The organism is Nonomuraea maritima, assembly GCF_900100395.1.
In the GTDB taxonomy this organism is placed as follows: Bacteria; Actinomycetota; Actinomycetes; order Streptosporangiales; family Streptosporangiaceae; genus Nonomuraea; species Nonomuraea maritima.
Window position 1 is genome coordinate 359,780 of sequence record NZ_FNFB01000003.1, and the last position, 26,916, is coordinate 386,695.

The 26,916-nt window shown below is 71.4% G+C and carries 27 protein-coding genes and 1 pseudogene; 18 read left to right on the forward strand and 10 right to left on the reverse strand.

All coding sequences use genetic code 11. The annotated features are described in order from the left end of the window. Positions 1-12: 12 nt before the first annotated feature. From BLR04_RS08485 to BLR04_RS08505, 5 genes are all read left to right on the forward strand, one after another. Positions 13-921 (forward strand): hypothetical protein, encoded by a 909-nt coding sequence (locus tag BLR04_RS08485; RefSeq protein ID WP_143021984.1) that lies wholly within the window; start codon positions 13-15, stop codon positions 919-921. Positions 922-993: 72 nt separating this feature from the next. Continuing rightward, on the forward strand, positions 994-1,236 hold the full coding sequence (locus BLR04_RS08490; protein ID WP_090761410.1) for a hypothetical protein: 243 nt from the start codon (positions 994-996) through the stop codon (positions 1,234-1,236). Positions 1,237-1,299: 63 nt separating this feature from the next. Beyond that, positions 1,300-2,700: an FAD-binding oxidoreductase gene (locus BLR04_RS08495; RefSeq protein WP_090761412.1), complete on the forward strand. Its 1,401-nt coding sequence runs from the start codon at positions 1,300-1,302 to the stop codon at positions 2,698-2,700. A gap of 103 nt (positions 2,701-2,803) precedes the next feature. After that, positions 2,804-4,426, forward strand: a complete 1,623-nt coding sequence (locus BLR04_RS08500) for an MFS transporter (protein WP_143021985.1) — start codon at positions 2,804-2,806, stop codon at positions 4,424-4,426. A gap of 24 nt (positions 4,427-4,450) precedes the next feature. Next, a complete protein-coding gene (locus BLR04_RS08505; RefSeq protein ID WP_090761416.1) occupies positions 4,451-5,578 on the forward strand; it encodes an FAD-dependent oxidoreductase in 1,128 nt (375 codons plus the stop codon). 122 nt (positions 5,579-5,700) lie between these two features. Here BLR04_RS08505 and BLR04_RS08510 read toward each other — a convergent pair whose 3' ends face one another. After that, positions 5,701-5,988 (reverse strand): hypothetical protein, encoded by a 288-nt coding sequence (locus BLR04_RS08510; RefSeq protein WP_143021986.1) that lies wholly within the window; start codon positions 5,986-5,988, stop codon positions 5,701-5,703. A 79-nt stretch (positions 5,989-6,067) separates the two neighbouring features. Further along, positions 6,068-6,694, reverse strand: coding sequence for an LUD domain-containing protein (locus tag BLR04_RS08515; protein WP_090761420.1), 627 nt, complete (start codon positions 6,692-6,694; stop codon positions 6,068-6,070). A gap of 100 nt (positions 6,695-6,794) precedes the next feature. Between BLR04_RS08515 and BLR04_RS08520 the strand changes: the two genes are divergently transcribed. The 3 genes from BLR04_RS08520 to BLR04_RS08530 all read left to right on the forward strand — a co-directional run bounded on the left by BLR04_RS08520 (position 6,795) and on the right by BLR04_RS08530 (position 8,810). After that, positions 6,795-7,409, forward strand: a complete 615-nt coding sequence (locus BLR04_RS08520; RefSeq protein ID WP_218128768.1) for a TetR/AcrR family transcriptional regulator — start codon at positions 6,795-6,797, stop codon at positions 7,407-7,409. A gap of 105 nt (positions 7,410-7,514) precedes the next feature. After that, positions 7,515-8,063, forward strand: coding sequence for a hypothetical protein (locus BLR04_RS08525; RefSeq protein ID WP_090761425.1), 549 nt, complete (start codon positions 7,515-7,517; stop codon positions 8,061-8,063). 174 nt (positions 8,064-8,237) lie between these two features. After that, positions 8,238-8,810 carry a copper resistance CopC family protein gene (locus BLR04_RS08530; protein WP_143021987.1) on the forward strand — a complete coding sequence of 191 codons (573 nt, stop codon included), beginning with the start codon at positions 8,238-8,240 and terminating at the stop codon, positions 8,808-8,810. A gap of 35 nt (positions 8,811-8,845) precedes the next feature. Here BLR04_RS08530 and BLR04_RS08535 read toward each other — a convergent pair whose 3' ends face one another. Next, positions 8,846-9,748, reverse strand: a complete 903-nt coding sequence (locus BLR04_RS08535; RefSeq protein WP_090761429.1) for a LysR family transcriptional regulator — start codon at positions 9,746-9,748, stop codon at positions 8,846-8,848. Between the two features lie 101 nt (positions 9,749-9,849). Between BLR04_RS08535 and BLR04_RS08540 the strand changes: the two genes are divergently transcribed. The 3 genes and pseudogenes from BLR04_RS08540 to BLR04_RS08550 form a co-directional block, all read left to right on the forward strand. Then, positions 9,850-10,689, forward strand: coding sequence for an SDR family NAD(P)-dependent oxidoreductase (locus BLR04_RS08540; protein WP_090761431.1), 840 nt, complete (start codon positions 9,850-9,852; stop codon positions 10,687-10,689). Positions 10,690-10,785: 96 nt separating this feature from the next. Then, positions 10,786-11,787 (forward strand): SDR family NAD(P)-dependent oxidoreductase, encoded by a 1,002-nt coding sequence (locus BLR04_RS08545; RefSeq protein WP_090761432.1) that lies wholly within the window; start codon positions 10,786-10,788, stop codon positions 11,785-11,787. A 144-nt stretch (positions 11,788-11,931) separates the two neighbouring features. Next, positions 11,932-12,315, forward strand: a pseudogene (locus tag BLR04_RS08550) (globin); the annotation flags it as partial. 71 nt (positions 12,316-12,386) lie between these two features. Here BLR04_RS08550 and BLR04_RS08555 read toward each other — a convergent pair. The 4 genes from BLR04_RS08555 to BLR04_RS08570 all read right to left on the reverse strand — a co-directional run bounded on the left by BLR04_RS08555 (position 12,387) and on the right by BLR04_RS08570 (position 17,670). Beyond that, complete coding sequence (locus BLR04_RS08555; protein ID WP_090761436.1) at positions 12,387-13,547, reverse strand: cation:proton antiporter; 1,161 nt, start codon at positions 13,545-13,547, stop codon at positions 12,387-12,389. Positions 13,548-13,555: 8 nt separating this feature from the next. Continuing rightward, positions 13,556-14,038, reverse strand: coding sequence for a cation:proton antiporter regulatory subunit (locus BLR04_RS08560; RefSeq protein ID WP_090761438.1), 483 nt, complete (start codon positions 14,036-14,038; stop codon positions 13,556-13,558). A gap of 180 nt (positions 14,039-14,218) precedes the next feature. Beyond that, positions 14,219-15,391 (reverse strand): acetate/propionate family kinase, encoded by a 1,173-nt coding sequence (locus BLR04_RS08565; protein WP_090761589.1) that lies wholly within the window; start codon positions 15,389-15,391, stop codon positions 14,219-14,221. Next, the gene (locus tag BLR04_RS08570) at positions 15,367-17,670 is read right to left on the reverse strand and encodes a phosphoketolase family protein (protein ID WP_090761440.1); all 2,304 of its coding nucleotides are present in this window, start codon (positions 17,668-17,670) and stop codon (positions 15,367-15,369) included. The genes BLR04_RS08565 and BLR04_RS08570 overlap by 25 nt, the downstream gene beginning before the upstream one ends. 173 nt (positions 17,671-17,843) lie before the next feature. On the opposite strand from BLR04_RS08570, the gene pgi reads away from it, so the two are divergent. Genes pgi through BLR04_RS08585 form a run of 3 tightly spaced genes read left to right on the forward strand, consistent with a single transcriptional unit; the run spans position 17,844 to position 21,220 of the window. After that, entirely contained in the window at positions 17,844-19,475 is a 1,632-nt protein-coding gene (gene pgi, locus BLR04_RS08575; protein ID WP_090761442.1) for a glucose-6-phosphate isomerase, read from the forward strand. After that, entirely contained in the window at positions 19,468-20,838 is a 1,371-nt protein-coding gene (zwf, locus tag BLR04_RS08580; protein ID WP_090761444.1) for a glucose-6-phosphate dehydrogenase, read from the forward strand. Before pgi ends, zwf begins: the two co-directional genes overlap by 8 nt. 28 nt (positions 20,839-20,866) lie before the next feature. After that, positions 20,867-21,220, forward strand: coding sequence for a spore germination protein GerW family protein (locus BLR04_RS08585; protein ID WP_090761446.1), 354 nt, complete (start codon positions 20,867-20,869; stop codon positions 21,218-21,220). A 207-nt stretch (positions 21,221-21,427) separates the two neighbouring features. On the opposite strand, the gene BLR04_RS08590 is transcribed toward BLR04_RS08585, so the two are convergent. Continuing rightward, complete coding sequence (locus BLR04_RS08590) at positions 21,428-22,051, reverse strand: NADPH-dependent F420 reductase (protein ID WP_090761447.1); 624 nt, start codon at positions 22,049-22,051, stop codon at positions 21,428-21,430. Positions 22,052-22,082: 31 nt separating this feature from the next. Beyond that, positions 22,083-22,817: an SDR family NAD(P)-dependent oxidoreductase gene (locus tag BLR04_RS08595; RefSeq protein ID WP_090761449.1), complete on the reverse strand. Its 735-nt coding sequence runs from the start codon at positions 22,815-22,817 to the stop codon at positions 22,083-22,085. Between the two features lie 142 nt (positions 22,818-22,959). Between BLR04_RS08595 and BLR04_RS08600 the strand changes: the two genes are divergently transcribed. The 4 genes from BLR04_RS08600 to BLR04_RS08615 all read left to right on the forward strand — a co-directional run bounded on the left by BLR04_RS08600 (position 22,960) and on the right by BLR04_RS08615 (position 26,141). After that, positions 22,960-23,571 carry a TetR/AcrR family transcriptional regulator gene (locus BLR04_RS08600; RefSeq protein ID WP_090761451.1) on the forward strand — a complete coding sequence of 204 codons (612 nt, stop codon included), beginning with the start codon at positions 22,960-22,962 and terminating at the stop codon, positions 23,569-23,571. A gap of 274 nt (positions 23,572-23,845) precedes the next feature. Next, positions 23,846-24,331 carry a SigE family RNA polymerase sigma factor gene (locus BLR04_RS08605; protein ID WP_245740113.1) on the forward strand — a complete coding sequence of 162 codons (486 nt, stop codon included), beginning with the start codon at positions 23,846-23,848 and terminating at the stop codon, positions 24,329-24,331. Continuing rightward, the gene (locus BLR04_RS08610) at positions 24,328-25,374 is read left to right on the forward strand and encodes a hypothetical protein (RefSeq protein ID WP_090761455.1); all 1,047 of its coding nucleotides are present in this window, start codon (positions 24,328-24,330) and stop codon (positions 25,372-25,374) included. The genes BLR04_RS08605 and BLR04_RS08610 overlap by 4 nt, the downstream gene beginning before the upstream one ends. Positions 25,375-25,505: 131 nt before the next feature. Beyond that, entirely contained in the window at positions 25,506-26,141 is a 636-nt protein-coding gene (locus BLR04_RS08615) for a LysE family translocator (protein WP_090761457.1), read from the forward strand. Here the strand turns inward: BLR04_RS08615 and BLR04_RS08620 are convergent. Then, entirely contained in the window at positions 26,138-26,644 is a 507-nt protein-coding gene (locus BLR04_RS08620) for a type II toxin-antitoxin system PemK/MazF family toxin (RefSeq protein ID WP_218128769.1), read from the reverse strand. The genes BLR04_RS08615 and BLR04_RS08620 overlap by 4 nt on opposite strands. Positions 26,645-26,916: the final 272 nt, after the last annotated feature.

Here is a 26,916-nt window from a genome sequence, read left to right on the forward strand (position 1 = left end):
AGGTGGCCCCAGATGAGCATCGAGCCAAGGGCGCCGGTAGCACCCGAGCGGGTGCTGCCCGCCCCTGTGCCCATGGCGCCGGAGACCGCCGCGCAGCAGCGGGTCGTCCGGCGGATCTGCCGCAGGGTGGCGCCGCCCGGCATCGAGGTCGGCGTCGCCGAACTGCCCCCGGGCGGCCTGCAGGTGTGGACCGACGCCCCCGCGCCGGTCGGCGGGCCCGAGCCGTGGGTGCTCCACCATCGCATGGCCCGCGAGGTGGCGCTGGTCGGCTGGCACTGCGAGGCCGACACCGACCGCCTGCTGGTGCTCGGCTGGAGCGCCGCCTGCCTGCACAACCGCGTACGCCTGCTGCAGAGCGGGCTGCGCAGGCTCGCCGACTTCGGGCCGACAGCGCAGCGCGCCGTCCAGCTCGAGGGCCGGTTCGGCGCCGACGACCTGGACGCCCTGCCCGCCGCCACGGTGGTCGCGGACGTGTGCGCCTCGATCGAGCGGCGGCTGCGCTGGCCAGGACGGCTCGCGGAGCTCGACGGGTTCGAGCGCAGCTCGGGCCTCGCACACCTGCAACTGCTCCTCGCCCAGGTGACCGGGCTGGAGGCGAAGGTCGCGGCAGCCTGCGAGGAGCACCTCGTCATGGCGCGGGTGCTGGCGCAGGCCGTCTGCGAGCACCACGCGCGGCACCGCGACCTGCGCCGCGCCCAGCGCGAGGTGCTGGCGGAATCGCGCCGCTGGGTGCACGCCAGCTCCCTGATCCGCAGCTCGGCCACCGCACGGCCGAGCTCCGTCGGCGCCGGACGGCCCCACATGGGGCTCGCCGAACGCCGCATCGCCGCGAGCGTCATCAACCACGGCGTGCCGCGGGTGATCCCCGTGGCCGTCACCCACCAGGCCGGGACCACCGGCTTGGCGGACGGCGCCCGCTGAACCCCACGACCTGCTCAACGGCGAGCGGTCACCCGGAAAACCCCATCCGAGTCCGGTAGGAGAGCTCCCGTCATGCGAACCCCCCCGCACCTGCCCGCCCGCCCCCGGCGCGAGCAGCGAGACACCGAGCACGTCCGGCGGCACCCGTACGGCCGGCACGAGCGCCCCGCACCCGTCGTCCCGTCCGGCTCCCGCGACTTCGCGGCCGACGTGGCCGACGTGGCCGACGTGTTCGTCGAACAGCGGCTGCTGGACATCCGCGAGATGTCCAACCAGGCCATCGGCTCGATCGACGACCTACTGCACACCGCCTGACGTGTGCCCCGTGGCTCCCGGCCGGGAGCCGGAAGAGCGATACCGCACCCTTTGAGGAGAATCATGCAGGGACTATCGCGAGTGGAGCTGAGGTCGCGTGACGTCGGTGGCCACCAGCCGCGATCCGTGGCGGGCATCGAGACGCCGCAGACCCTCGGCGAGGTACGCGCCCTCGTCCGCCAGGCAGCGGCGACCAAGCGCCGCCTGTACCCCATCAGCACCGGCAGGAACTGGGGCATGGGCTCGGCCATGCCGGTCACCGACGACAACGTGCTCGTGGACCTCGGCGGCATGAACCGCATCCGCAGCCTCGACCTGGAGGCCGGCTACGCCGTCATCGAGCCGGGCGTCACCCAGGCCCAGCTCGCCGCCGAGCTGCGCGACACCCCCTGGATGCTGAACGTCACCGCCTCGTGCGCCGACACCTCGGTCCTCGGCAACGCGCTCGACCGCGGCGACGGCTCCATCCGCTCCCGCGTCCACGACGTGGCCGGGCTGGAGGCCGTCCTCGCCGACGGCAGCGTCGTCACCACCGGCGGGCTCGACTCCGCGGGCCGCTACCACGGCCGGGTCGCCGGGCCCGACATGACGCAGGCGTTCGTCCAGCACAACCTGGGCATCGTCACCGCCATGGCCGTCGCGCTCATCCCGCGCCCGCAGACCATCGCGGTCGTCCACGGGCGCCTGCCGCGCGAGCAGGCCGGCACCGCGCTCGGCGCGCTCACCGGCTTCCTGCGCCGCGGCAACCCCGCCGACGGGCTGATGCGCGTACGCGAGCTGTCGCTCGTCCCCTCACACGGCGACTGGACGCTGCCGGCGGGCGTCGACCCGAGCCTGTTCACCGTCCTCGGGCCGCTCATGGGCAGCGACGCCGCGGTGGAACTCGCCGAGGAGCTGCTGCGCAAGTCGCTGGCCGGGGTCGACGGCGCCGAGGCGCTGCGCGTGGTCGACGCGGCCGAGGTCGGGCCCGACGACCCGCTCTACCCCAGGGCGCTCATGTCGCAGGGCGTCCCGACGTGCATCGGCGTCCACCACGCGCTGCGCGTCACCTCCTGCGACCAGATCGACCAGGGCCCTATGGGCTTCCTCGCGATGCTGCCGCTCATGCCGATGGACGCCGCCAAGACCGACCAGATCATCGCCGCGCTCCAGACGGCGATCGACGCCCACACCACCGCCCTCATGGTCGAGTGGAACCTCGTCAGCGAACACATCGCCAACGGCGTCATGCAGATCTTCTTCGACCGCGGCACGCCGTTCGGCGCCCACCGCGCGCACCAGCTCCGCAACGACGCCACCGCCCTGCTGCGCGGACACGGCTGCGCCATCTACCGCTCCGACATCGACCACGCCGCCGCCGCCGTCTGGTCCGAGACCAGCACCGCCGGCCTCGGCATGCTGCACCGGCTCAAGACGGCGCTCGACCCCGACGGCCTCATCTCGCCCGGCCGGTACGGCGCCTGACCCCCGCTCGTCCCCGCACTGTCCCCGCACTGTCCCCGCACCACCGCCGGCACGGCAGGACCGTGCCGGCGCAGACCACCGAAGCTCTCCCAGGAGGATCCACGTGCGTTCGTCACCAGCGGCCGCCCGGGCGGCGGCACCGGCCGGCGTAAGCCGCCGTCACGGAGTGATGCTGCGCCTGGTCGGCGCGGGCGTCATGCTGACGGTGATGGCCGACACCACGGCCACCACCCTGGCCGTCGGCGTGCTGCGCTACACGCCCGCCGGCGCCGGCATGCCGCTCGGTGACCTGGTCTGGCTGACCAGCGCGGCGTTCATCCCCATCGCGGCCCTGCTCGCCACGGCGGGCCGCTGGGCCGACCTGTTCGGCCGCCGCCGGGTGCTGGCGGTCGGGCTCGTGGTGTTCGTGCTGGGCGGGATCGCCACGGTCGCCGTCGACTCCTGGTCGTTCGTGCTGGCCGCGCGGGCGGTCCAGGGCGCGGGCGCCGCGGCGATGATCCCGGCCAGCCTCGGACTGCTGCTCGGCGAGCTGCCGGAGGCACAGCGGCGCGGCGCGATCGCGCTGTGGAGCTCCGCCTCCGGCCTCGGCTGCCTGCTCATGCAGGCGGGCGGCGGCTGGCTGGCCGCCACCGTCGGCTGGCGGTCGCTGTTCGTCCCGGACGTCGTCATGGGCGTCGCCCTGCTGGTCGCCTGCGCCTGGCTGCCGCCGGGCGGGCGGGCCGCCGCCAAGGGCAAGCCGGACGTCCTCGGCGCCTGGCTGCTCGCCGCCGGGATCGCCGTGATCGTCCTCGCCATCTCCAAGGCCATGGCCTGGGGCATGGACGTGCTGTGGCTCGCGCTGGCGGCGCTCGCCCTGCTGGGCGGCGCGTTCGCGCAGGCCAGGCACCACCGGCTGCCCGCGATCGACCTCGCCCTGTGGCGGCGGCCCAAGTTCGTCTGGGGCTGGCTCGCCACCTGGGGCTTCGGCGCCCTGTCGTACGGGCTGCTCACCGTGCAGCCCCTGTACCTGCTGCACCTCGGCTACCCGATGCTGGAGGTCGCCATGTGGCTGACCCCCACGTCGGTGGCCGTCGTCGTCACGAGCTTCGTCGCCGGACGCCTCGTCAAGCGGGTCGGCGCGTACGGGCTCATCTACGCCGGCTCCCTGCTGTGCGGGGGAGCGTGCGTGCTCGTGCTCACCCAGGTCGGACCGACCCTGCTCGGCCTGATCGCCAGCGTCGTGGTCGGCATGGGGGTCGGGGCGCTCGCGCCCGGCACCTCCGTCGCCACCACCCTGGCCGCCCGTCCCCACCAGTACGCCTCCGCCGTCGGCGCGGCCACCATGGCCCGCATGGTCGGTGGCGCGGTCGGCGTCGCGGTCGTGTCGGTGGTGATCGACCACCCGTTCATGACCGGTCCGTCCGCCGGCCTGGCCGGAGCGCTCGCGCTGTGCGTGGCGATCTCCGTGCTGATCGGCGCGCTCGCCCTGACCAAGATCACGCGTACCCGTCCCGACCCGGACGACGTGATGGTCAAGGTGCCCCGCAAGCTGCTGCTCGAACTGCGCATGACGCTCGCCACCGTGGCGGCCGAGGCCGACGCGCTGCTGCCGGCCGAGACGCGCGCCCCTGACCCGGCCGCCGACCCTCGCCCGGCCGCCGGCTCGCCCGCCGCGACGGACCGCGTCCCGCGGCCGCGCGCGTCCGAACCCGGGCCGCTGGCCGGGATCCACGGGCACACGAACTAGTTCACCTTGAGAAGGGCTCTTGTCATGGCAACCACATCGTGTGACGTAGCCGTAGTCGGCGCCGGGCTCGGAGGCTGCTTCCTCGCCCTGCTCCTGGCCCGCCGCGGCCGGCACGTCGTCGTCATCGAGCAGGGGCCGTCGATCCCGAGCGCGGGCGCCGACTTCCTCAAGCCCCCGGGACTGCGGGTGCTGGCCCGGCACGGGCTCGCCGACCTCGCCGGGCGCCACGGCATCAGGCGCGACACCATCCGCTACTACCACGACGGCGACCCCATCCAGGAGTGCCGCTTCCCCGACGGCGGCTTCCTCATCCAGCCCTACCGCGAGCTGGTCGAGCTCATCTACGCCTCGTGCGCGATGGAGGGCGTCGAGTTCTGGTTCGACGCCAGCGTCGACGACATCGCCACGGACGGTGACCTCGTCCAGGAGCTGACCCTCACCGACGGCCGGCGGCTGCGGCCCGGCGCGGTGGTCGGGGCCGACGGCTCCAGGTCCGTGGTCCGCGAGGTCCTCGGCGTCGACCAGGTCGTGACACCGTACGAGCGGCTGATCATGCGGGTCGCCACGGTGCCGCTCACGGCCGGGATCGCCGAGCTCAACCGGCTCTACTTCAGCTCGGAGGGCTGGCTTGCCTACCTCTACCCGCTCGACCGCGACGAGGCGCGCGTGTTCGTCGGCCTGCCGCCCGAGGACGACCGGATGATCTTCGAGGACGGCATCCCGATCCTCATGGACCAGCTCAAGAAGTTCGTCACCGACAGCTTCGACGCCTTCGACGTGCTGGGGCCGGCCTCCTGGCAGCGGATCAAGGTCTCGTCGCTGCGGGTCGGCGCCTACCACCGGGGCAACGCCGCGCTGCTCGGCTCGGCCGCGTTCGCCTGCCACCCGATGACCGGCATGGGCATGAGCTACACGCTGCGCGACGCCGAGATCCTGGCCGACTGCGTCACCGCGGCCGCCGGCGACCAGGCGCTGCTCGACCGCCTGCTGCACCTGCGGTACGAGACCCGCCGCGCGGACCACCTGGAGCTCATCGACTACGGCGACGCGCTCGCCGGGACGTTCCACGACCGGGCGGCCTACCTCGCGTCCTTCCGTCCTGACCTGCACATCCACGGCGAGAGCCGCGCTGCCGCCCTGCAGCCCGCCTGAGGCGGGCGTCCCTGACCCGCGCCCCTGCCGCCGCCCGCAGTTCACCACCCCGGCGAGGTCGTCCGGTGCCCCACGCTGTGTCCGGCCTTCAGCCCCAGGCGGCAGGGGCGTGCAGGGGACGGTCAGGAGGTGACGACCAGTTCCAGGCCGTTCGGGTCCTCCTCGACGTGGTGGCCGGCGTGCCGCAGGACGGCGTTCAGGGCCAGGCGGACGGCCGTGCGGACGATGCCGTACCGGGTCAGCTCCCCTGCGGTGGCGTCCCAGGCGACGACCACGCCGCGCGCGGGGTCGTGCCAGACGGACAGCCCGCCGTCGGTGGAGACCGGCGACGGACCGACGGAGAAGCCCGCGTCCGACAGCACGCTGCGGACCCGGGCTTCCAGTTCGCCGGCGCCCAAGGCAGAGTCCATCCGGGCCCGCTGCCCTCCGCGCGCGGCGGATAACCTCTCGCGAAGGCCAGGTGTCGCTTGCCGTTTCGCCAGGGATCCGTCAGTAGCCGACGACCTGGCGGATCAGGACGATGTGCACGCGTCCCGGGAACTCCCGGCGGATCTCCATGATCTTGTTGACGCTGCTGTGCTGCCCGTAGGCGGCCTGCGCGCGGACGTCCTCCAGCACGAGGCTGTGCTGGTGGATCCGGTCGTGGGCGTCCTGCAGCGTCGGGACGATCTTCTGTGCGCCCACCACGAAGACGACGTGGGCGGCGCCCCAAGCGTACGAGGCGAGCTGGCTGCCGGAGGCCGACGCGATGAGCAGCGCCCCGTCGTGGGTGACGGCGTGCACGCTGCCCAGGGCGTAGTCGGGCTGCCCGGCGATCGCCTTCATCTCCTGCAGCTGGGTCTGGTAGTCGAGGGCGTTCATCCGGTTGCGCGCCGAGTCGTACGGACCGCCGGCGTTGATGGCGTCCTCGATGCCGGTCTCCTTCAGCGTCACCGAGGTGTTCGTCATCACCGACGAGCCGTCAGGGATGCGCGCCAGCGTCGCCCGCCGGGCGGCGTCGAGGTCGTCGACGACCTCGACGGTGAACCCGTTGCCCTCCAGCGCGGTCACGGTGGCCGCGAGCGCCGCGTCGTCGGGCAGCGTGGTGAAGCGCTCGGAGGCGTCGATCGTCGTCATGGGCTTGCTCCTTGTTTCTCGGTCTGTTGGGCATGTTCGCCGTGGCGAACGTGGAAACGGACTTTACCCCGTTTATCTGGACGCCGTTAGGGTGGGGTGCGTGAACGCGTCTGATGTGTCCTGGGGAGCGCCGCGCGCCGAGCGCGCCGACGCGGCGCGCAACCGGCGACTGCTGCTCGCCACGGCCCGTGAGATGCTCGCCGAATCCGGCCCCGACCGCCTCACGATGGACGCCCTCGCCGAACGCTCGGGGCTCGGCAAGGGCACCGTGTTCCGCCGCTTCGGCACCCGCGCCGGCATCTTCCAGGCGCTGCTCGACGACAGCGAGCGCGGCTTCCAGGAGCAGGTGCTGTCCGGCCCGCCGCCACTGGGCCCTGACGCCCCGCCGCGCGAGCGGCTGATCGCCTACGGCCAGGCCCGCATCCGGTTCCTGCTGGAGCACCGGGAGATCGCGCGCCACAGCATCGACGGCCGCCAGAACGTTCCCACCGGCACGCAGACGCCGCTGTCGCGCGCCCACATCCGGATGCTCCTCGGCCGGATCCCCCTCGGCGCCGCCGACCTCGATCTCCTCGCGATGCAGCTCACCGCCGCACTCGACGCGCCACTCCTGCTGTACGTGTCGGCGTCCGCCCTCGACGCCGCCGCCGACAGGGCCGAGCGGCGCCTCACGAGCGGCTGGCGCGACCTCGTCGACCGCGTCTGCCGCCCCTGACCACGCCGCCCCTGACCGCGCCGCCCTTGACCGCGCCGCCCTTGTGCACCGCCCTCGGCGGTCTTGCCGCGGGAGCGGGGCGGGCCGTGTGGAAGGATGTGGCCTGTGTCCCGCGCGTCAGCGGTGCTCCGCCTCTCCAGGGCCGTCGTGTTCGCGACGGCCTGCGGCGCGGTGTCGGTGACCGGACACATCCTGGCCGGCGGGGGTCACGTCCCGTTCGAGGCCTTCGTCGCCGCGGTGCTGGCCGTGCTCGCTCTGGCGTACGTGATCGACGGGCGCGAACGCGGCCCGGCCGCGGTGCTCGCCGCCACCGTCACCACGCAGGCGGTCCTGCACCAGCTCTTCGAGCACCTGGCGCCCGGCCACGTCGCCGGTCACGGGCACACGGCGTCCGGCATGGCGCTCGTCCACCTCACCGTGGCGGCCCTGACGGCGTGGTGGCTGCACCGCGGCGAGCGCGCGCTGTGGCTGATGCTGCGCCTGTACGGCGCGCCCCGCCCGGTCATCCGCCTCTTCGCCGCCGCGCCGACCGCCGTGGACACCGGCCCGCGCCCGCCGTCACTGCCGCTCTTCCCGTACGCGGTGCCCGCCGGCGCGGGCCGGATCGTCGCCGCCGCGATCACCCGCAGGGGCCCACCGGTCACGTCCCGCTGACCCTGCCCGTCCCGTCCTTCGACGCCGTCGCGCCGACCGGCGGGCGCGTCGACGCGCCCGCGGCCGGTCCGCGCTCGGGGGCCGTGGCCAGCGGTTGCCGACAGTCCGCCGGTACGAGTCCGGGCCCCGCATCGCGAGCGGGCCGCCCGGAGAGCCCCCTGGAGAGAGTTGATCATGAAGTTTCCGTCCTGGCGCCGGTTCGGAGCGGGCCTCGCCACGCTCGCCTGCGCCGCCGTCCTGACCTGGCAGGCCGCGCCGGCGTACGCCCACGACAGCCTCAAGAGCAGTTCGCCCGCCAAGGACGCGGAGGTCGCCTCCGTGGCGGAGATCGAGCTCGAGTACAACGCGAGCGTGAAGTTCCCGTTCGTGGTGCTGCACGACGCCGCAGGGAAGGCGATCCCGCTCGACAAGCCACGGCTCGACGGGCCGAAGGTGCTCACCGACGTCCCGCAGCCCCTGGCGCCCGGCGCGTACGTGATCGGCTGGCGGGTCGTCTCGTCCGACGGGCACCCCATCGAGGGCGAGATCCCCTTCCGCGTCAAGGGCTCCGCCTCCACCCCGTCGTCCTCCGGCGTGGCCGCCGCACCGGCGGCCACGACACCGTCGCCGGCAGCGGCCGGGACGGAGCCCGGCGTGCCCGCGTGGGTCTGGGGCGGCCTCGCGGTGCTGATCGTGGTGGGCGCGTGGATCGTGTTCAGGACCTCGCGCCGCACCCCCGGACAGGAGGAGACGGACGCGGACCACTGACGCGCGCCGGCTCCCGGCGCCTGCCGGGAGCCGCGTCAGCCGGACTCGGTGAGATCGGTCGAGGCGGCCAGCTCGGTGACCACGTCCAGCAGTCCGTGCAACGCGGGTGAGGTGTTGCCGGACGACCACACCATCTCTGTGGGCACGAACTCCCCTGCCAGCGGCACGAACACCACGCCGGTGCGCCGGAGATCGCGGGCGGACCTGGCCAGCCGGGTGATCCCGACACCGGCCGCCACCAGGCCGAGCAGCCCCTGCACGTTAGCGTCCCGCTGGACCACGTCGGGGGTGAACCCCGCCGTACGGAAGGAGCGGTCGAAGGCGTCGTGCCAGGGCTGCCACGAGCTGCGCGGGGTCAGCACCCACCGTTCGCCGGCCAGCTCGCCCAGCGTCAGCTCGCTCCGCCCGGCGAGCGGATGGTCCTCGGGCAGGACGGCGCACACCGGCTCGCTGATCAGCGTCCTGGTCTCCAGGCCGGCCACCAGCGGAGGCCGGGTGAACGCGACGTCGTAGCGGCCCTTGAGCACGCCCTCGACCAGATCGGCGATCGTCGTCCACTCGGTCGTCAGTCTGATGCCCGGCAGGCGTCGCCGGACGGTCCTGACGATCGGCGGGAGCAGGTGGTTCGTGGTGGTGGCGAGGAAGGCGAGGCGCAGGCTGCCGACCTCACCGCGTACGGCCCGTGCCACGACGTTGACCGCTTCGTCGGCCCGGTCGAGCACCGCGCGCGCCTCGGGCAGGAACAGCGCGCCGATGGCGGTCAGGCTGGTGCCCCGGGTGTCGCGGTCGAACAGCTTCGCGCCCAGCATGCGCTCCAGCAGCGCGATCTGCTGCGACAGCGACTGCTGGCTGACCAGGAGCCGTTCGGCGGCCCGGGTGTAGCTCGACTCCTCGGCTACGGCGACGAAGTACCTCAGCTGCCGAAGGTCGGGACTCACAAGAAAAGCCTACAACTGTGACAAGAAGCAGGTGTTGGACGGCTCCGCTGCGCCACCACCACCATTGACCTCGGCAAACACCACGTTTGAAGGGGTAGGGAATGACGAGCGAAACGCAGGGCCGCGTCTGGTTGATCACCGGTTGCTCGACCGGGTTCGGGCGCGAGATGGCGCTGGCCGCGCTGGCCGCCGGCGACCGGGTCATGGCCACCGCACGGCGTCCGGAGACGCTGGCCGACCTGGTGGAGATCGGCGGCGACCGGGTCGGCACGGCGGCGCTGGACGTCACGGACCCGGACTCCGTCCAGGCCGCGGCGCGGGCGACGCTGGCGGCGTTCGGACGCGTCGACGTCCTCGTGAACAACGCGGGGTTCACCATGATCGGGGCCGTCGAGGAGACCTCGATGGAGCAGTTGCGGTCGCTGATGGAGGTCAACTTCTTCGGGGCCGCGGAGGTCACCAAGGCGATCGTGCCCCTGATGCGCGAGCAGGGCAGCGGGACGATCGTGCAGATGAGTTCCCTGGGCGGCCGGATGGTCTACCCGGGGCTGGGCGGCTACGACGCCGCCAAGCACGCGCTCGAGGCTTTCAGCGAGGCGCTGTCGAGTGAACTGGCGCCCCTGGGTGTGCGGGTCCTGCTGGTGGAACCGGGCATGTTCCGTACGAAGATCACCAACAACATGGTGCTGGCTCCGGAGAACCCGGCCTACGAGGCCAGCTCAGGTGGTCTCCGGCAGATGGTCGCGGAGATCGCGGGCAAGGAGCCGGGCGACCCGGCGAAGGGCGCCGCCGCCGTGCTCAAGGTGCTCGACGCCGACAACCCGCCGCTCCGCATCGTCCTCGGCGGCGACGCGGTCGACGCGCTGCGCGCCCACCACGAGGCTCTGCTGGCCGACATGGTCACGTGGGAGCCGCTCAGCCGCTCCACGGCGATCGCCTGACAGCCGTTCTCGGGCGGGCCACCGCCCCGACCGCGCATGCCTCGCCCGGGGGCGCGAGGCATGCGCAGACCCCTTCTTGAGGAGAAATTTCGCGACATGTCCAGTCCACAACAGCCGATCGGCTCCGGGTTCGACGCCGCGTCGACCGCCGCCGAAGTGATCAAGGGAACGGACCTCACGGGCACCACCGCGGTCGTCACCGGCGGCCACTCCGGCCTCGGCCTGGAAACCACCCGTGCCCTGTGCTCCGCCGGCGCCACCGTGGTCGTCCCGGCGCGCTTCCCTGACCGTGCTCGCGCCATGCTGGCGGGGATCGACGGCGTCGAGATCGAGCAGCTCGACCTGATGGACCCGGCCTCGATCGACGCGTTCGCCGACAGGTTCCTCGCCACCGGACGTCCGCTGCCCATCCTCGTCAACAGCGCGGGGATCCAGAACGTACCGCTGACACGCGACGCCCGCGGGTACGAGGCGCAGTTCGCCACGAACCACCTCGGACACTTCCAGCTCACCACCCGGCTCTGGCCCGCCCTGCGCCAGGCGGAGGGCGCGCGGGTGGTCACGGTCTCGGCCTGGGCGCACCACCTGTCGCCCGTGGTCTTCGACGACCCGAACTTCCACCGGCGCGAGTACGACGGCTGGCTCGGCTACGGCCAGTCCAAGACCGCCAACATCCTGTTCACCGTCGGGCTGGACCGGAGGGGCGAGGCCGCCGGCATCCGCGGCTTCTCCCTGCACCCGGGCCTCATCATCGGCACGAACCTCAGCCCGTGGACCACTCCGGAGTTCCTGCGGACGAACGGCCTCGTCGACGAGCACGGCGAGCGCGTCGTCGACCCGTACTCGGGCCGCAAGACCGCCGGGCAGGGGGCGTCCACCATCGTCTGGTGCGCCACCGCCCAGCAGCTCGAGGGCATGGGCGGGGTCTACTGCGAGAACAACGAGGTCTCCCCGGTGCTCACCTCGCACGACGAGAACCTCGACATGATGGTGGGCCGCGTGGAGACGCCCGTGGGCGTGATGCCCTACGCCGTCGACCCGGATCTCGCCGACCGCCTGTGGGACCTGAGCGAACAGCTGACCGGTCACACGGTGTAGCCGATCGATTGGTGCACTAATCGTTGGTGTACGATGCGGTTCGCGTACTCCGTTGACCGGCCCGGATGCGCCTGATGTCCCGTACGGGGGCCGGTCGAGCGGGGGCGGCCCGCGAGTGATTCCGACCGAAGCAGGTGACGCGAGATCGAACCCGCGACCGACAGCCCGGCGACCTTCTACGAGGCGGCCGGGGGCGAGGAGTTCTTCCGCCGGCTGGTCCGCCGCTTCTACGAGGGCGTGGCGGGCGACCCGCTGCTGCGCGCCATGTACCCGGAGGAGGACCTCGGTCCTGCGGAGGAGCGCATGAGGCTCTTCCTCATGCAGTACTGGGGCGGCCCCCGCACCTACGGCGAGCGGCGTGGCCATCCACGCCTGCGCATGCGCCACGCGCCGTTCCACGTGGACCTCGCCGCGCATGACGCCTGGCTCCGTCACATGCGCGCCGCCGTCGAGGAGTCACACCTGCCACCGCACCTCGAACGACAGCTCTGGGACTACCTCTCCTCGTCGGCCGCGGCGATGATCAACGCTCGCTGACGCGGGAAAGGGGCGAGGCGCGTCGTCCGAACGACGCGCCTCGCCCCTTTCCCGGTCGTGCGTCAGGCCCGCTTGGCGATGGCCGTGATGAACGGCTGCACCAGCTTGGCGGCCAGCGGACCGAAGGCCGCCAGGATGAGGACGTACGCCGCCGCCAGCGCGCCCAGGTCGGGGTGCGCTCCCGCACCCACCGCCAGGCCGGCGATGACGATGTTGAACTCGCCGCGCGGGATCATCGCGATACCCGCGCGGGCCTGGCCCGCCTTGGCGATGCCGGCCCGTTTGGCGGCGTACGCGCCGGTCAGCAACTTCGTGATCATGCTGACCAGGGCCAGCAGGGCGGCCAGGCCGGCCACCGGCAGGATCTTGCCCGGGTCGGTCTGGAGTCCGAAGAACACGAAGAAAACCGCCGCGAACAGGTCGCGCAGCGGCGCGAGCAACGCCTGCGCCTCGTGGGCCAGCTGGCCGGACAGCGCGATCCCCACGAGGAACGCGCCGACGGCGGCCGACACCTGCAGCTGCTGGGCCAGGCCCGCGACCAGCAGGGCGAGGCCCACGACCTTGAGCAGCAGCACCTCGTTGTTGGGGCTCGACACGAAGGCCTCGATGAAGCGCCCGAACTTCAGGGCGACCACGAGGACGACGCTCACGGTCGCCAGTGCGATGCCCACCGCGATGGCGCCGCTCACCAGGCTCAGCCCGGCGAGCACCGTCGTCAGCACGGGGAGGTAGACCGCCATCGTGAGGTCCTCGAAGACCAGCAGCGACAGCACCGTCGGCGTCTCCCGGTTACCGATCCATCCGAGGTCGGAAAGGACCTTCGCCGTGATACCCGACGAGGTGGCGTACGTCACGCCCGCCATGGCCACGGCCGCCACCGGACCCCAGCCCAGCAACAGCGCGCAGATCGCGCCGGGGGCCGCGTTCAGCACCAGGTCGACGATGCCGGCCCGGGCGTTGCTGGTGAGGCTCGTCACGAGCTCGTCAGCGTTGTACTCCAGGCCGAGTGTGAGCAACAGCAGGATGACGCCCAGTTCCGCGCCTACCGAGATGAAGTCCTCGCTGGTGGCCAGGGGCAGCACGCCACCCGTGCCGAACGCCAGCCCGGCGATGAGGTAGAGCGGGATCGGGGAGATGCCGACGCGCAACGCGAGCGCGCCGAGCACGCCCAAGCCGAGGACGACAGCACCGAACTCAAGAAAAATGATCGCGGTATGGTGCACCCGCGGTCCTACCCGTCTGCCAGGATGTCGGCCACCTCGGCCGTGCTGTCCTCGCTGCCGACGACCACGACCACATCACCTGTGCGGAACACGAAATCTGGACCGGGGCTGGCGAACACCTGCTCACCGCGGACCACGGCCACGACGGACGCGCTCGTACGCGTACGCACCCGGGCGTCGCCCATGGGGCGGCCGACGTAGGGGGAGCCGGCGGGGATCGGCAGCTGCACGCTCATCAGTCCCGCCACCTGCTGGTGGAGCTGGTTGAGGCGCTGCACGATGCGCGGCGCGCCGAGCAGCTCGGCGAGCGCGTCGGCCTCCTCGTCGTTGAGCTTGACCACGTGGCAGACCGCGTCGGGGTCATCTGCGTCGTAGATCACCAGATCGCGGCGGCCCGTGCGGTGGGAGATGACACCCACCCGCTGTCCTTTCCGCGTGGTGAAATCGTGCCGTAGCCCGATCCCCGGCAGCGCTGTCTGTTCGACCTCCACCTATCCCACCTGTCCAGAGCGGCATATTTCCGGACACCTTACCAACGGAATACCCATTCAAAGTCCAGCCGATGCCTGCGCGAGGGACTTTTCGGGTACGAGGCACCTTCGGGCATGCCGAAGATCAATGTGGTGGAAAGGCCGGGTATACCGGAGGTTCGGGACCTCGGAAGAGGACGGTCAGCGGCCCTCGGCCACGAGGGCGAGGGCCTGACGGGCGATCTCCCATTCCTCGTCCGTGGGGATCACCAGCACCGCCGCCTCGGCCCCCGGAGGCGACACCGCGCGCTCCTGCCGGGAGCCCGACTCGTTGAGCCGCCGCTCCACGACGAGGCCGAGCCGCTCCAGACCCGCGAGCGACTCGGCCCGCGTGGCGGCGTCGTTCTCGCCCACGCCGCCGGTGAACACCACGGCGTCCACCCGGCCGAGCAGCGCGTAGTAGGCGCCGACGTACTTGCGGATGCGCCGCGTGTAGACGGCCAGCGCGAGGCGGGCCTCGGCGTCGTCGCGGGCGCGCACCTCGCGCATGTCGCCGCTGCCGGCCAGCGCGTGCAGGCCGCCCTCGCGGCTGAGCGCCAGCTCGGTGTGCTCGGCGTCCAGGCCCCGCACGCGGGAGAGGTAACCGGCCAGCGCCGGGTCGACGTCGCCGGAACGGGTGCCCATGACCAGCCCCTCCAGCGGGGTCAGCCCCATGGACGTGTCGAGGCTGCGCCCGCCGGACAGCGCGGTCGCGGAGGCGCCGTTGCCCAGGTGCAGCACGATGAGGTTCAGCTCGGCGGGGTCGCGGCCGAGGAAGGCGGCGGCGCGGCCGGACACGTACGCGCAGGAGGTGCCGTGGAACCCGAAACGCCGCACCCCCCACTCGCGCGGCACCGCGTACGTGTACGCCTCCGGCGGCAACGTCAGGTGGAACGCGGTGTCGAACACCGCCACCTGCGGCACCCCGGCGAACGCGGCGCGCGCCACCCGGATGCCCACGAGGTTCACCGGGTTGTGCAGCGGCGCAAGCGGGGCCAGCTCCTCGATCGCGGCGATCACGCCGTCGTCGACCAGCACGGCCCGGTCGAACCGGTCGCCGCCGTGCACCACCCGGTGCCCGACCGCGACCGGGTCCAGCTCGGGCCCCGCGTCCCGGAAGGTCGCCATGACGGCGGACAATGCCTCGCCGTGATCGGCGAAGCGGCGCCGCCGCTCGTACGGCGGGGCGTCGCCCACGTGGTGGACGAGGCGTCCCTGCTCCTCGCCGATGCGCTCGACCAGCCCGCGCGCGGGCCGCTCGCGGGTGCGCATGTCCACGAGCTCGTACTTGACGGACGAGGAGCCGGTGTTCAGGACGAGGATGCGGCCGGCCATGTCCACGTTCTGATCTCCGGCAGGTCCTCGCCGTGGTCACGGGTGTACTGGCGGGCCCGCAGCCGCTGGTCGCTCATGTGCTGGCGCAGATGGGCCTGGTTGGAGCCGAGGCCGGGGACGCGGTCGATCACGTCCATCACCAGGTGGTAGCGGTCGATGTCGTTGAGCATCGCCATGTCGAACGGCGTCGTCGTGGTGCCCTCCTCCTTGTAGCCGCGTACATGGATGTTGTCGTGCCCGTGGCGGCGGTAGGTGAGCTCGTGGATCAGCGACGGATAGCCGTGGAAGTCGAAGATGACCGGCTTGTCGACGGTGAACAGCGCGTTGAACTCGGCGTCCGACATGCCGTGGGGATGCTCCGTCGGAGGCTGCAGCCGCATGAGGTCGACGACGTTGACGACGCGGACCTTCAGCTGCGGCAGGTGCTCGCGCAGCAGCGCGGCGGCGGCCAGCGTCTCGAGCGTGGGCACGTCGCCCGCGCAGGCCAGCACGACGTCCGGCTCGGTGCCGTCGTCGGTGGAGGCCCACGGCAGGATGCCGAGGCCGCGCGTGTTGTGCGCGATCGCCTCCTCCATCGTGAACAGGTCGAGCACCGGCTGCTTGCCCGCCACGATCACGTTGACGTAGTCACGCGAGCGCAGGCAGTGGTCGGCCACCGACAGCAGTGTGTTGGCGTCCGGCGGCAGGTACACCCGCACCACCGAGGCCTTCTTGTTGACCACCACGTCGAGGAAACCCGGGTCCTGGTGGCTGAAGCCGTTGTGGTCCTGCCGCCACACGTGCGACGACAGCAGGTACGTCAGCGACGCCACCGGCCGCCGCCACGGGATCTTCTGCGACGACTCCAGCCACTTCGCGTGCTGGTTGAACATCGCGTCCACGATGTGGATGAACGCCTCGTAGCAGTTGAACAGCCCGTGCCGCCCGGTCAGCAGGTAGCCCTCCAGCCAGCCCTGGCACAGGTGCTCGCTCAGCACCTCCATGACCCGGCCGTCGGGGCCAAGGTCCTCGTCGGTCGGCAGCGTCGCGGCGTCCCAGGCCCGGTCGGTGACCTCGAACACCTCCGTCAGCCGGTTGGAGGCCGTCTCGTCCGGACCCATCAGCCGGAACGTGCTCGGGTTCTCGGCGATCACGTCGCGCAGGAACGCGCCGAGCACCCGCGTCGGCTCGCTCGACTGCGTGGCGGGCGACTTGACCTCGACCGCCGTCTTGCGGAAGTCGGGCAGCCGCAGCGGCTCCAGCAGCTCGCCGCCGTTGGTGTGCGGGTTGGCGCTCATCCGGCGCTCGCCGCGCGGCACCGTGCCGAGGATCTGCCGCACCGGCCGCCCGTCGGCGTCGAACAGCTCCTCCGGCCGGTACGAGCGCATCCACTCCTCCAGCATCCCGAGATGGGCGGAGTTCTCGCGGACCTTGGCCAGCGGCACCTGGTGGGCGCGCCAGGTGCCCTCCACCGGCTTGCCGTCCACCTCGCGCGGCCCGGTCCAGCCCTTCGGCGTACGCAGAATGATCATCGGGAGCCGGTCGGCGTCGCCCGCCTTGTACTGGGCGATCTCCTCGAACGCGGTGTCGAGGGTGCCCGCCATCTCCGCGTGGTCGGGGCCCACGACGTGGGGGCGGTAACCGTACCCCTCCATGAGTTTGACGAGCTCGTCGAACGGGATGCGGGCCAGCACGGTGGGATTGGCGATCTTGTAGCCGTTCAGGTGGAGGATCGGCAGGACGACGCCGTCGCGCCGGTGCTCCATGAACTTGTTGGAGTGCCAGCTCGCCGCCAGCGGGCCCGTCTCGGCCTCGCCGTCGCCGACGATGCAGGCCACCACCAGGTCGGGGTTGTCGAACGCGGCCCCGTACGCGTGGGCGAGGGAGTAGCCCAGCTCGCCGCCCTCGTGGATCGAGCCCGGCGTCTCCGGCGCGACGTGGCTCGGCACCCCGCCGGGGAAGGAGAACTGGCGGAACAGCCGCCGCATGCCCTCCGCGTCCTGCGAGACGTCCGGATAACGCTCGGAATAGGAACCCTCGAGCCACGCGTGGGCCACCGCGGCCGGCCCGCCGTGCCCGGGGCCGCAGATGTAGATCATGTCCTGGTCGCGCTCGCGGATGACCCGGTTGAGGTGGGCGAAGCAGAAGTTCAGGCCGGGCGTCGTCCCCCAGTGGCCGAGCAGGCGCGGCTTGATGTGCTCAGGACGCAGCGGCTCGGTGAGCAGCGGATTGTCCAGTAGGTAGATCTGGCCGACGGACAGATAGTTGGCCGCCCTCCAGTACGCGTCTATGTGCTCCATCTCCTGATGCTTCCACCACGGACCTCGCTGAACCCCGGGGCGCCGTTCCGCTATGGGTAGTAAGGCGCCAAAAGTCCAATCAGCCGTGCGCGGAATCAACCTGTCTGGGTATGCGGTTACGGGACGATGGGATCGGCGCGTGATCGATCCGGGCCCTACGCGAGGAGGAACGAGTGAACGGCGATATCACCCAGAGCCAGGAGTGGGCGGCCCTGGGCAAGCACCACGACGAGCTGGCGGGCAGACAGCTGCGCGAGCTTTTCGCGGAGGATCCGGGCCGTGCCGGGCGCATGACGGTGACCGCCGCAGACCTTTTCCTCGACTACTCCAAGCACCGCGTCACGCAGGAGACGCTCGACCTGCTCCTGGCGCTGGCCGAGCGGGCCGGGCTGCGCGAGCGCATCGACGCCATGTTCCGCGGCGTGCACATCAACGTCAGCGAGGACCGCGCGGTCCTCCACACGGCGCTGCGCCTGCCGCGCGACGCCGAGCTGGTCGTCGACGGCCAGGACGTCGTGGCCGACGTGCACGCCGTGCTCGACAAGATGAGCCACTTCGCCGACCGCGTACGTGACAAGCAGTGGCGGGGCGCGACGGGCAAGCCCATCGAGACGGTCGTCAACATCGGCATCGGCGGCTCCGACCTCGGGCCCGCCATGGCCTACGAGGCGCTGCGCGACTACGCCGACGCCGGCATCACGGCGCGGTTCGTCTCCAACATCGACCCCGCCGACATCACCGGCAACCTCGCCGGACTCGACCCTGAGACCACGCTGTTCGTGGTCAGCTCCAAGACCTTCACCACGCTCGAGACGCTCACCAACGCCCGGGTCGCCCGCCGCTGGCTGGTCGAGGCCCTCGGCGACGACGCCGTCTCCAAGCACTTCGTGGCCGTCTCCACCAACGCGGCCAAGGTCGCCGAGTTCGGCATCGACACCGACAACATGTTCGGCTTCTGGGACTGGGTCGGCGGCCGGTACTCCTACGACGGCGCCATCGGGCTGTCCCTGATGATCGCCGTCGGCCCCGAGCGCTTCCGCGAGATGCTGGCCGGCTTCCACGCCGTCGACGAGCACTTCCGCACCGCGCCGTTCGAGGCCAACATGCCGGTCCTGATGGGCCTGCTCGGCATCTGGTACACCGACTTCTTCGGCGCCGAGACCCGCGCCGTGCTGCCCTACAGCCAGCGGCTGCACCGCTTCCCGGCCTACCTGCAGCAGCTCACGATGGAGTCCAACGGCAAGTCCGTCCGCGCCGACGGCACCGCCGTCACCACCGACACCGGCGAGATCTTCTGGGGCGAGCCGGGCACCAACGGCCAGCACGCCTTCTACCAGCTGCTGCACCAGGGCACCCGCCTCGTGCCGGCCGACTTCATCGGGTTCGCCGAGCCCTACGAAGACCGCGAGGGCATGCACGACCAGCTCACCGCCAACCTGCTGGCCCAGACCTCCGCGCTGGCCTTCGGCAAGACCGCCGACGAGATCGCCGCCGAGGGCACCGCGGCCGCGATCGTGCCCCACAAGGTGATGCCGGGCAACCGCCCGACCTCGACGATCCTCGCGCCGAAGCTGACCCCGTCCACGCTGGGGCAGCTCGTCGCCCTCTACGAGCACATCGTCTTCGTCGAGGGCACCATCTGGGGCGTCGACTCCTTCGACCAGTGGGGTGTCGAGCTCGGCAAGAAGATGGCGCTCGACCTCGCGCCCGCGCTCACCTCCGACGAGCCGCCGACGGAGTTCCCCGACGCCTCCACCGAGCAGCTCATCCGCCGCTACCGCGAGCTGCGGGGGCGTCGTGCCTGAGCAGGCCGGCGCGCTGATCCTGTTCGGGATCACCGGAGACCTCGCGCGCAAGATGATCCTGCCCGCCCTCTACCGGCTGACCGCCGACCGGCGGCTCGACCTGCCGATCATCGGCGTCGCGAGGACCGACCTCGACCTCGACGGGCTGCGCGAGCACGTCCGCGAGGCGTGCGGCGGCGTCCACGACGCGGCGTTCGACAAGCTGGCGTCCAACCTGCGGCTGGTGAGCGGCGACTACCAGGACCCAGCGGTGTTCGCCCAGCTGCGCGACGAGGTCGAGGGCAAGGGGTTCCTCGTCCACTACCTCGCCGTGCCGCCGGCGCTGTTCGCCGCGGTCGCCGAGGGTCTCGCGGGCGAGGGCCTCAACCGCGACGCCCGGCTCGTCGTCGAGAAGCCGTTCGGCCACGACCTGCAGTCGGCCCGCGAGCTCAACGACGAGCTGCTCAAGTACTTCGACGAAGACCATCTGCGCCGGGTCGACCACTTCCTCGGTAAGGAACCGGTCGAAGACCTCATGGTGTTCCGGTTCGCCAACATGCTGCTGGAGCCCATCTGGAACCGCTCCTTCATCCGCAGTATCCAGATCACCATGGCGGAAGACTTCGACATCCACGACCGGGGCGGCTTCTACGACGCCAACGGCGCGATCCGCGACGTCGTCCAGAACCACCTGCTGCAGCTGCTCGCGATCCTCGCCATGGACCCGCCGCCGTCCAAGGACGCCCGCGCCCAGCTCGACGAGAAGTGGCGGGTGCTGCGCGCCGTCCAGCCCATCTCGCCCTCCGACGTCGTACGCGGCCAGTACGTCGGTTACCTCGACACCGACGGCGTGCGTCCCGGCTCCACCACCGAGACGTACGTCGCGCTGCGCGCCTGCATCGACAACTGGCGGTGGGCGGGCGTGCCGTGGTGCATCCGCGCCGGCAAGGCGATGCCCACCACCGACCTGGAGATCGTCGCCGAGCTGCGGCAGCCGCCGGTGGCGATGTTCGAGCACGGCGACGCCCCTGACAGCCCCAACCTCATCAGGTTCCGGCTGCAGCCCGACGCCGGGGTGACGTTCGACCTGCTGGCCAAGGAGCCGGGCAGGCAGCGCACCAGGCCGGTGCCGGTCAGCGTCGACTTCACCAAGGTGCTCGGCCCCCTGGAGGCCGCGTACGTCCGCATCCTGGCCGACGCCGTCAGCGGCGACCCGCGCAGGTTCGCCAGGTTCGACCTGGTGGACGAGTCGTGGCGGATCGTGCAGCCGGTGCTCGACCTGCCCGAGCCGCCGCTGCCGTACGAGAAGGGCACCTGGGGTCCTGAGCCGGCGCAGAGCATCCCGCCCGGCGGCTGGCACTCCATCTCCACGACATTCGACTGAGACGGGTCCCCGGAGCCACGATGGGTTCATGAATCTCATGGAGCTGGTGGAGAAGTCGAAAGACATCGCCACCGTCAAGCGTGTCTTCGGGGAGCCTGTCCGGCACGGAGACGTGGTCGTGATCCCCGTCGCCCGCATCGCGCAGGGCGGCGGCGGAGGCCAGGGGCAGGGCAGGGGCGACAAGGGCGACGAAGGCAGCGGCAGCGGCGGCGGTTACGGGTTCGCCGCCACGCCGGCGGGGGTGTTCGTCCTGAAGGACGGCGACGCCATCTGGCGCCCCGCCGTCGACGTCAACCGCATCGTTGTCGGCGGCCAGATCGTGGCCGTCGTCCTCCTCCTGACCCTGCGGGCCATTCTCAAGAAACGCCGCCGCACCCGCTGACCGAGCCCACCCCGCGACCAGTACCGCTCCTGACCGATCCCGCAGGGCCGCTCTCTGCGACACCGCACCCTGACGGACCCGGCGCCCCCGCACACCTCCCGCTTCGGTTCGGCCTGTGGGGGCGCCGAGGTGCGGAATACGGGCGGATCGCGAGATCGAGCACCCGCTGCGAGTGCCCGACCCGGTCGACGACACCTGTCGCCGTGCTCAGCCGGGCAGTTCGGTGATGCTGAGGGCGAAGTTCAAGTGCCCCACCCCATGGTTGGCGAGGCCCACCGTGACCACGCCCGCTCCTTCCAGCCAGTGCGCCATTTTCAAACCGCCAACGTCCAGTGGGCGCATACCGAGGCTCTCGATGAACGCCTCCACGCTTGCCTTGGCCCGCGCGTCATCGCCGGCGATGAAGACGTCGGGCCGACCCTTCTCCAGGACATGACGGAAGACGGTGTTGAACGCCTTCACCACGCCGGCCCCGGCCGGGGCCGCCTTGGCGACTTCCTGCGCGATCGAGGTCTCCTCGCGGTGGGCCAGCCCGTCGAACGTGGCATTGAAGGGATTGCTGATGTCGACGATGACCTTGCCGGCGAGAGCGTCTCCGTACTGGGCGACGACCGGCACGACACCGTCGTGCAACAGGGCCACGATGACGATGTCCCCGGCCGGAGCGGTGCCCCATGCTCCTGTCGTTGCGCCGCCGCCGAGAGCCTTGGCCAGGTCAGCGGCCTTGGACTGATCGCGGCCCATGACCTCGACGGTGTTGCCGCCCGCTATCGCTCGCGCGCCGATGGTGCGGGCCATGTTCCCGGTGCCGATGATGCTGATGTTGCTCACGAGATGTCCTGCCCTTTGGTGGTTGTTCGGTTCAGATGGCGGTCGTGCCGCCGTCGACGACGAGTTCCATGCCGTTGACGTAGCTGGAGTCGTCGGAGGCGAGGAAGAGGGCGGCCGTGGCGATTTCGTCGGGGCGGCCCATCCGGCCGCGGGGGATGAGGGACTCGAACTGGCGCTTGGTGTCCTCGTCGAACAGCTCTTCCTGCTTGGCGGTGGCGACCTGGCCGGGGGTCAGGACGTTGACGCGGATGCGGCGGTCCTTGAGCTCGTTGAGCCAGACGCGGGCCCAGGCCTGCTGGACGGCCTTGCTGCCGGCGTAGACGCTCCAGCCGGGAAAGGCGCCGAGGGAGGCGTTGGAGCCGGTCATGAAGATGGAGCCGCCGTCGTTGAAGAGCGGGAGGGCCTTCTGGACGGTGAACAGGGTGCCGCGGGCATTCAACCCGAACCAGGTGTCGAACTGGGCCTCGGTGATCTCGCCGAGCGGGGCGGGCTCGCCGCCGCCGGCGCTGGCCCACAGCACGTCGAGGCTGCCCTTCTCCCGCTTGACAGTGTCGTACAGGCGGTCCAGGTCGTCCAGGTCGGCGGCGTCGCCCTGGACGCCGGTGACGTTGCGGCCGATCTGCTTCACGGCCTCGTCCAGGGCCTCCTGGCGGCGGCCGGTGATGAAGACGTGCGCTCCCTCGTCGACGAACAGCTTCGCGCCGGCCAGCGCCATGCCGGTGGTGCCGCCGGTGATGACCGCGACCTTGCCGTCAAGCTTTCCCATAGTCGCTTCCTTGGGTCGGTGGTGCCGTGCGCACCAGGGTGACGGTGTTATGTACACCGATCTGTGTGCTTACTGTACGGGGCAGGCGGCCGGGGCGCAAACTATGTACACCGGTCGTTACCCGGCGGCGTACCATGGACCCATGACGGAGTTGGAGAAGGGCCCCACGGGTCGCCGCCGGGGCCGGGGCGCCCGCGAGCGCATCCTCAGCGCGTCCCAGCAGCTGTTCCGCGAGCAGGGCATCAACCGCACCGGCATGGACCAGCTGTGCGCGGCCGCCCAGGTGTCCAAGCGCACGGCTTACCAGCACTTCACCGGCAAGGACGAACTCGTCGCCGAGTACCTGCGCCGGTTCGACCCCTCCGTTCTGTCCGGTGTGTTCGACCGCACCGACCTCACGCCCCGCGAACGGCTCCTCGCCGCCTTCGACGTCCCCCCCACCACCCCCCTGTGCCCCTACATCGGCGCCGCCGTCGAACTGCACGACCCCCAGCACCCCGCATCCCAGTACGCACGCGACTACAAGAAAGCCGTCGCCGCGCGGCTCGCCGACACCGCCCGCGAAGCCGGCGCCGCCGACCCCGAACAGCTCGGCGAGCAGCTCGCGCTGCTCATCGACGGTGCCGCGGCCCGCACCCGGGTCCTCGACGCCGACGCCTTCCCCACCGCCGCCGCCATCGCCGCCGCCCTCATCGACGCCGCCATCCCCGCCACGGCCGGCGAAGACCGGCGACGGGAGGAAGCCTCGCGTTGACGTGGCACTCCGCGGCCAGGCTCGACGCACTGCCGGTCGCGCGGCTGCACCCGCCGGTACGCGACACCGGCTGCCCGGCACCAGGGGGTCCGTAGGAGCGGGCCTGGCCCTGAGGCGAGGCGTCGCAGCGTACGCGGGCGCCTGACTCGGCGTGCCGGACGAGGTCGGTCGAAGCCCTCGAAGGAGGTGGGCAACCGTTGCCGGGCTCCAGCGGGTCATAACGGGAGCCGGTACGACGGGAAGGGCACGGCCGATGCGAGATAAAGCGGATTTTGTGGCATTTGTCGAGGCGCGATCGCCGCGACTGTTACGAACCGCGTACCTGCTCTGCCGTGATTGGGCGCAGGCGGAGGACCTGCTCCAGGCCGCGCTGGTGCGCGCGTGGCGGGTCTGGGGCCGCGTGGGTGAGCATCCGGACGCCTACGTGTCCCGGGTGTTGGTCAACACGCACCTGTCCTGGCGACGGCGACTCTGGCGACGTGAACTGCCCACGGACGCACCACCCGAGACTGCCGCAGCGGACATGACCGACGAGCGGGCGGTGCTCTGGGCGGCGCTGGGACGCCTGCCACCACGCCAGCGGGCGGTGCTGGTGCTGCGCTACTTCGAGGACCTGCCGGAAGCCGCCGTGGCCGAAATCTTGAACTGCTCCATCGGCACCGTCAAGAGCCAGAGCAGTAAGGCGCCGGCCAAGTTGCGCATCGACCCCGAGATCGCGCCGCCGGCGGTGGCGTCCCGTATGGAAGGAGAGCTGGGATGACGCCCGTCCAGCGCAAGTTGCGTGATCTGTTCGACGACATGAGCGCCGGCGCGCCGGACAACCCCGGGCGCATCGCCCAGCTCGAGCGGCGCATCCGCAGGGACAGCAGCCGCCGGTCCGCCGGCGCCGCCCTGGCGGGCGTGAGCATGCTGACCGCCGCCGGCGTCCTCATCCCCGCGTTGCTGCATCCCGGCCCGGCCGTGCCGTCGCACGAGCCGACCACAGCCGTCCAGCCGGCCGAGCTGCCGCCACGGTTCACCTCCGGCGACGGCTCCGCCTACCGCCGTCTGGCCTCGACCACGCTCAGAGCCCGGTCGGCGGGGGAGAAGAAGGTGTCGGTCACGGTCCCGGTCTCGGGCAAGCCGCTGGAAGTGGCCGTGCTGTGCCCCGAGGGCGACCCTGTCCACATGGCCAGACCGAGGATGATCGTCAACGGCGAACCGTCCCACACCTGGTTCCAGCAATGCCTCACCGGACAGGGCATGGTTCTCGACTCGGTCAGCGTGCCGAAGAGCGCCGACGAGGTGACCATCGCCTTCGACATCACCGATGAGGTCTGCAAGAAGGACGAACCGTGCCCCACCCGCGCATCCGGGCAGCCCGCCGACTGGCCCCTGGCGGTCTACGAGTACACGCCGCCGGCCCGGCCCGTCGAACCGGATCCCATCGAGGCCTTCCCCGCCCGACTGGGTACCCAGCAGCTCGCTGGGCAGGCTTCGGGAGTGTGGCCGCGTGACTCGTCCTTCACGCTGACGGTCACCAGTCCGGGCGGCTATTTCCGGATCGAGCACCGGTGCACGGGCCATCTGGCGGGTCGGCTCCCCATCACCTACCAGATCGGCGACGAACCCTCCCATGGGGCATGGATCTGCGGCCACCGGACCCTGGACGAGACCAACGGGATGCTGTGGACCGAGAAGATCCCTGAAGGTACAAAGGTCACCATCTCGGGGAAGGTGGACGTGCCGGAAGGAGACCACGACCGCCAGACCCGCTGGTCGGTGGCGGTCTATTCGAGCAAGATCGTGAAGCTCGCCCGCTGAACGCCCACGGACTCGGGCGGGTGCGTCGTCCAACCGTTGCGGCGACGCCGCCCACAGGGCCTGCCAAGCCGGTGTGGGGCCGAGCGTTCTTGCAGAGGGCGGTCCCGGGGGCGGCTCGTAGGATGCGGGTTATGTTGTCCATGGCGCAGATCGTGGCGTTCAGCGGCGTGATCGTGCTCGGGGCGATGTCGCCCGGGCCTGACTTCGCGGTGGTCGTACGCCGCTCCGCCGTCTCGGGGCGCGGCCACGGCATGGCGGCAGCGGCGGGGATCGCCCTGGGCGTATGCGTGTGGGTGATGGCGGCGGCCACCGGCATCGCGGCGCTGCTGTCCGCCTCCGCGGCGGCGTTCACCCTGGTGAAGGTGGTCGGCGCAGCCTACCTGGGCTGGCTCGGGATCAGGTCGCTGCGCTCGGCACTGCGCGGCGGCGGCGCGCTCGCGCTCGACGTGCCGGAGCCCGCCAGGCGCGGCCGGGCGGCGGCGTTCGCCGAAGGGCTGCTGACCAACGTGCTCAACCCCAAGGCCGCGCTGTTCTTCGTGGCGCTGGTGCCGCAGTTCGTCGGCTCGCACGCCTCGGTGCCGAACGCGATGATGCTCGCGGCGATCGCGCTGACCGGCACCATCGCCTGGTTCCTGCTGGTGGCGACCATCGTCGGGACACTACGCAAGGTGTTCACCCGGCCCGGCGTCCGCAGAACCGTCGACGCCCTGACCGGCCTCACCCTCATCGCCCTCGGCGTCCGGTTGGCCGCCTCCAGCCGCCCCTAGTACTCCAGCCGTAGATCGTGATCTTGTTGCTGGAGTGCGGTGGAGAGGGGGCAGCGGTCAGTCGTCGACGAGATCGAGCTGGGCAGCGCAGGCGTCCGCTGCTCGAGTCCTTCGAGACGGCGGGCATCTTTGATCTCGCTGATCCTGGCAGCCGTCATCGGGGTCCACTCCCTCCTCTCCCCAGCGGCACGGAGGGCTTCTCCAACCTCGCTGAGCTTCACGGAGGACAACACGCCCGCCCGCTCGATCAGGTCGTCCCGGGCCACGGTGGTCAGCCATGTGCACGGAGTAAAGCCTGGACGCGGGAACGCGAACCGCAGCACGCCTTCGAAGGGCAGTCCTTCCGGGGCTCCTACGGGCACTTCAACGCCCAGGCCGCCCATGTCGACGCCCGCTGGCGCGACGACCTGCATCGCCTGAAACCCGGATGACTCCTCGTCCGAGAGCAGCACGACCGGGCGGCGCTCATCGAAGTCGACCCACCAGACTTCACCGCGTTGCATGTGTCCTCCTGGCATGAGACGGCGGGCGAACGCTGCGTGCCCCGTGCGGGACACGGAAGGGATGCGGCCCGGTCTTCGCGCGTCGTGACCGGGGGCGGGCGCTCCAGCGGGTGGGCGCGGAACTAATGTTAGTGGCTGGTGTCATCCGCGGTGCCGACCCAAAAGTCGTTGTCGGCCTCGCCGTACAGCACCTCCTGGACGTGGACGTACTCCTCGCCGGTGTGCGCCGGTCGTCGCCACCACGGTGGCTCGGCGAAGGGGTGCCGGGCTCG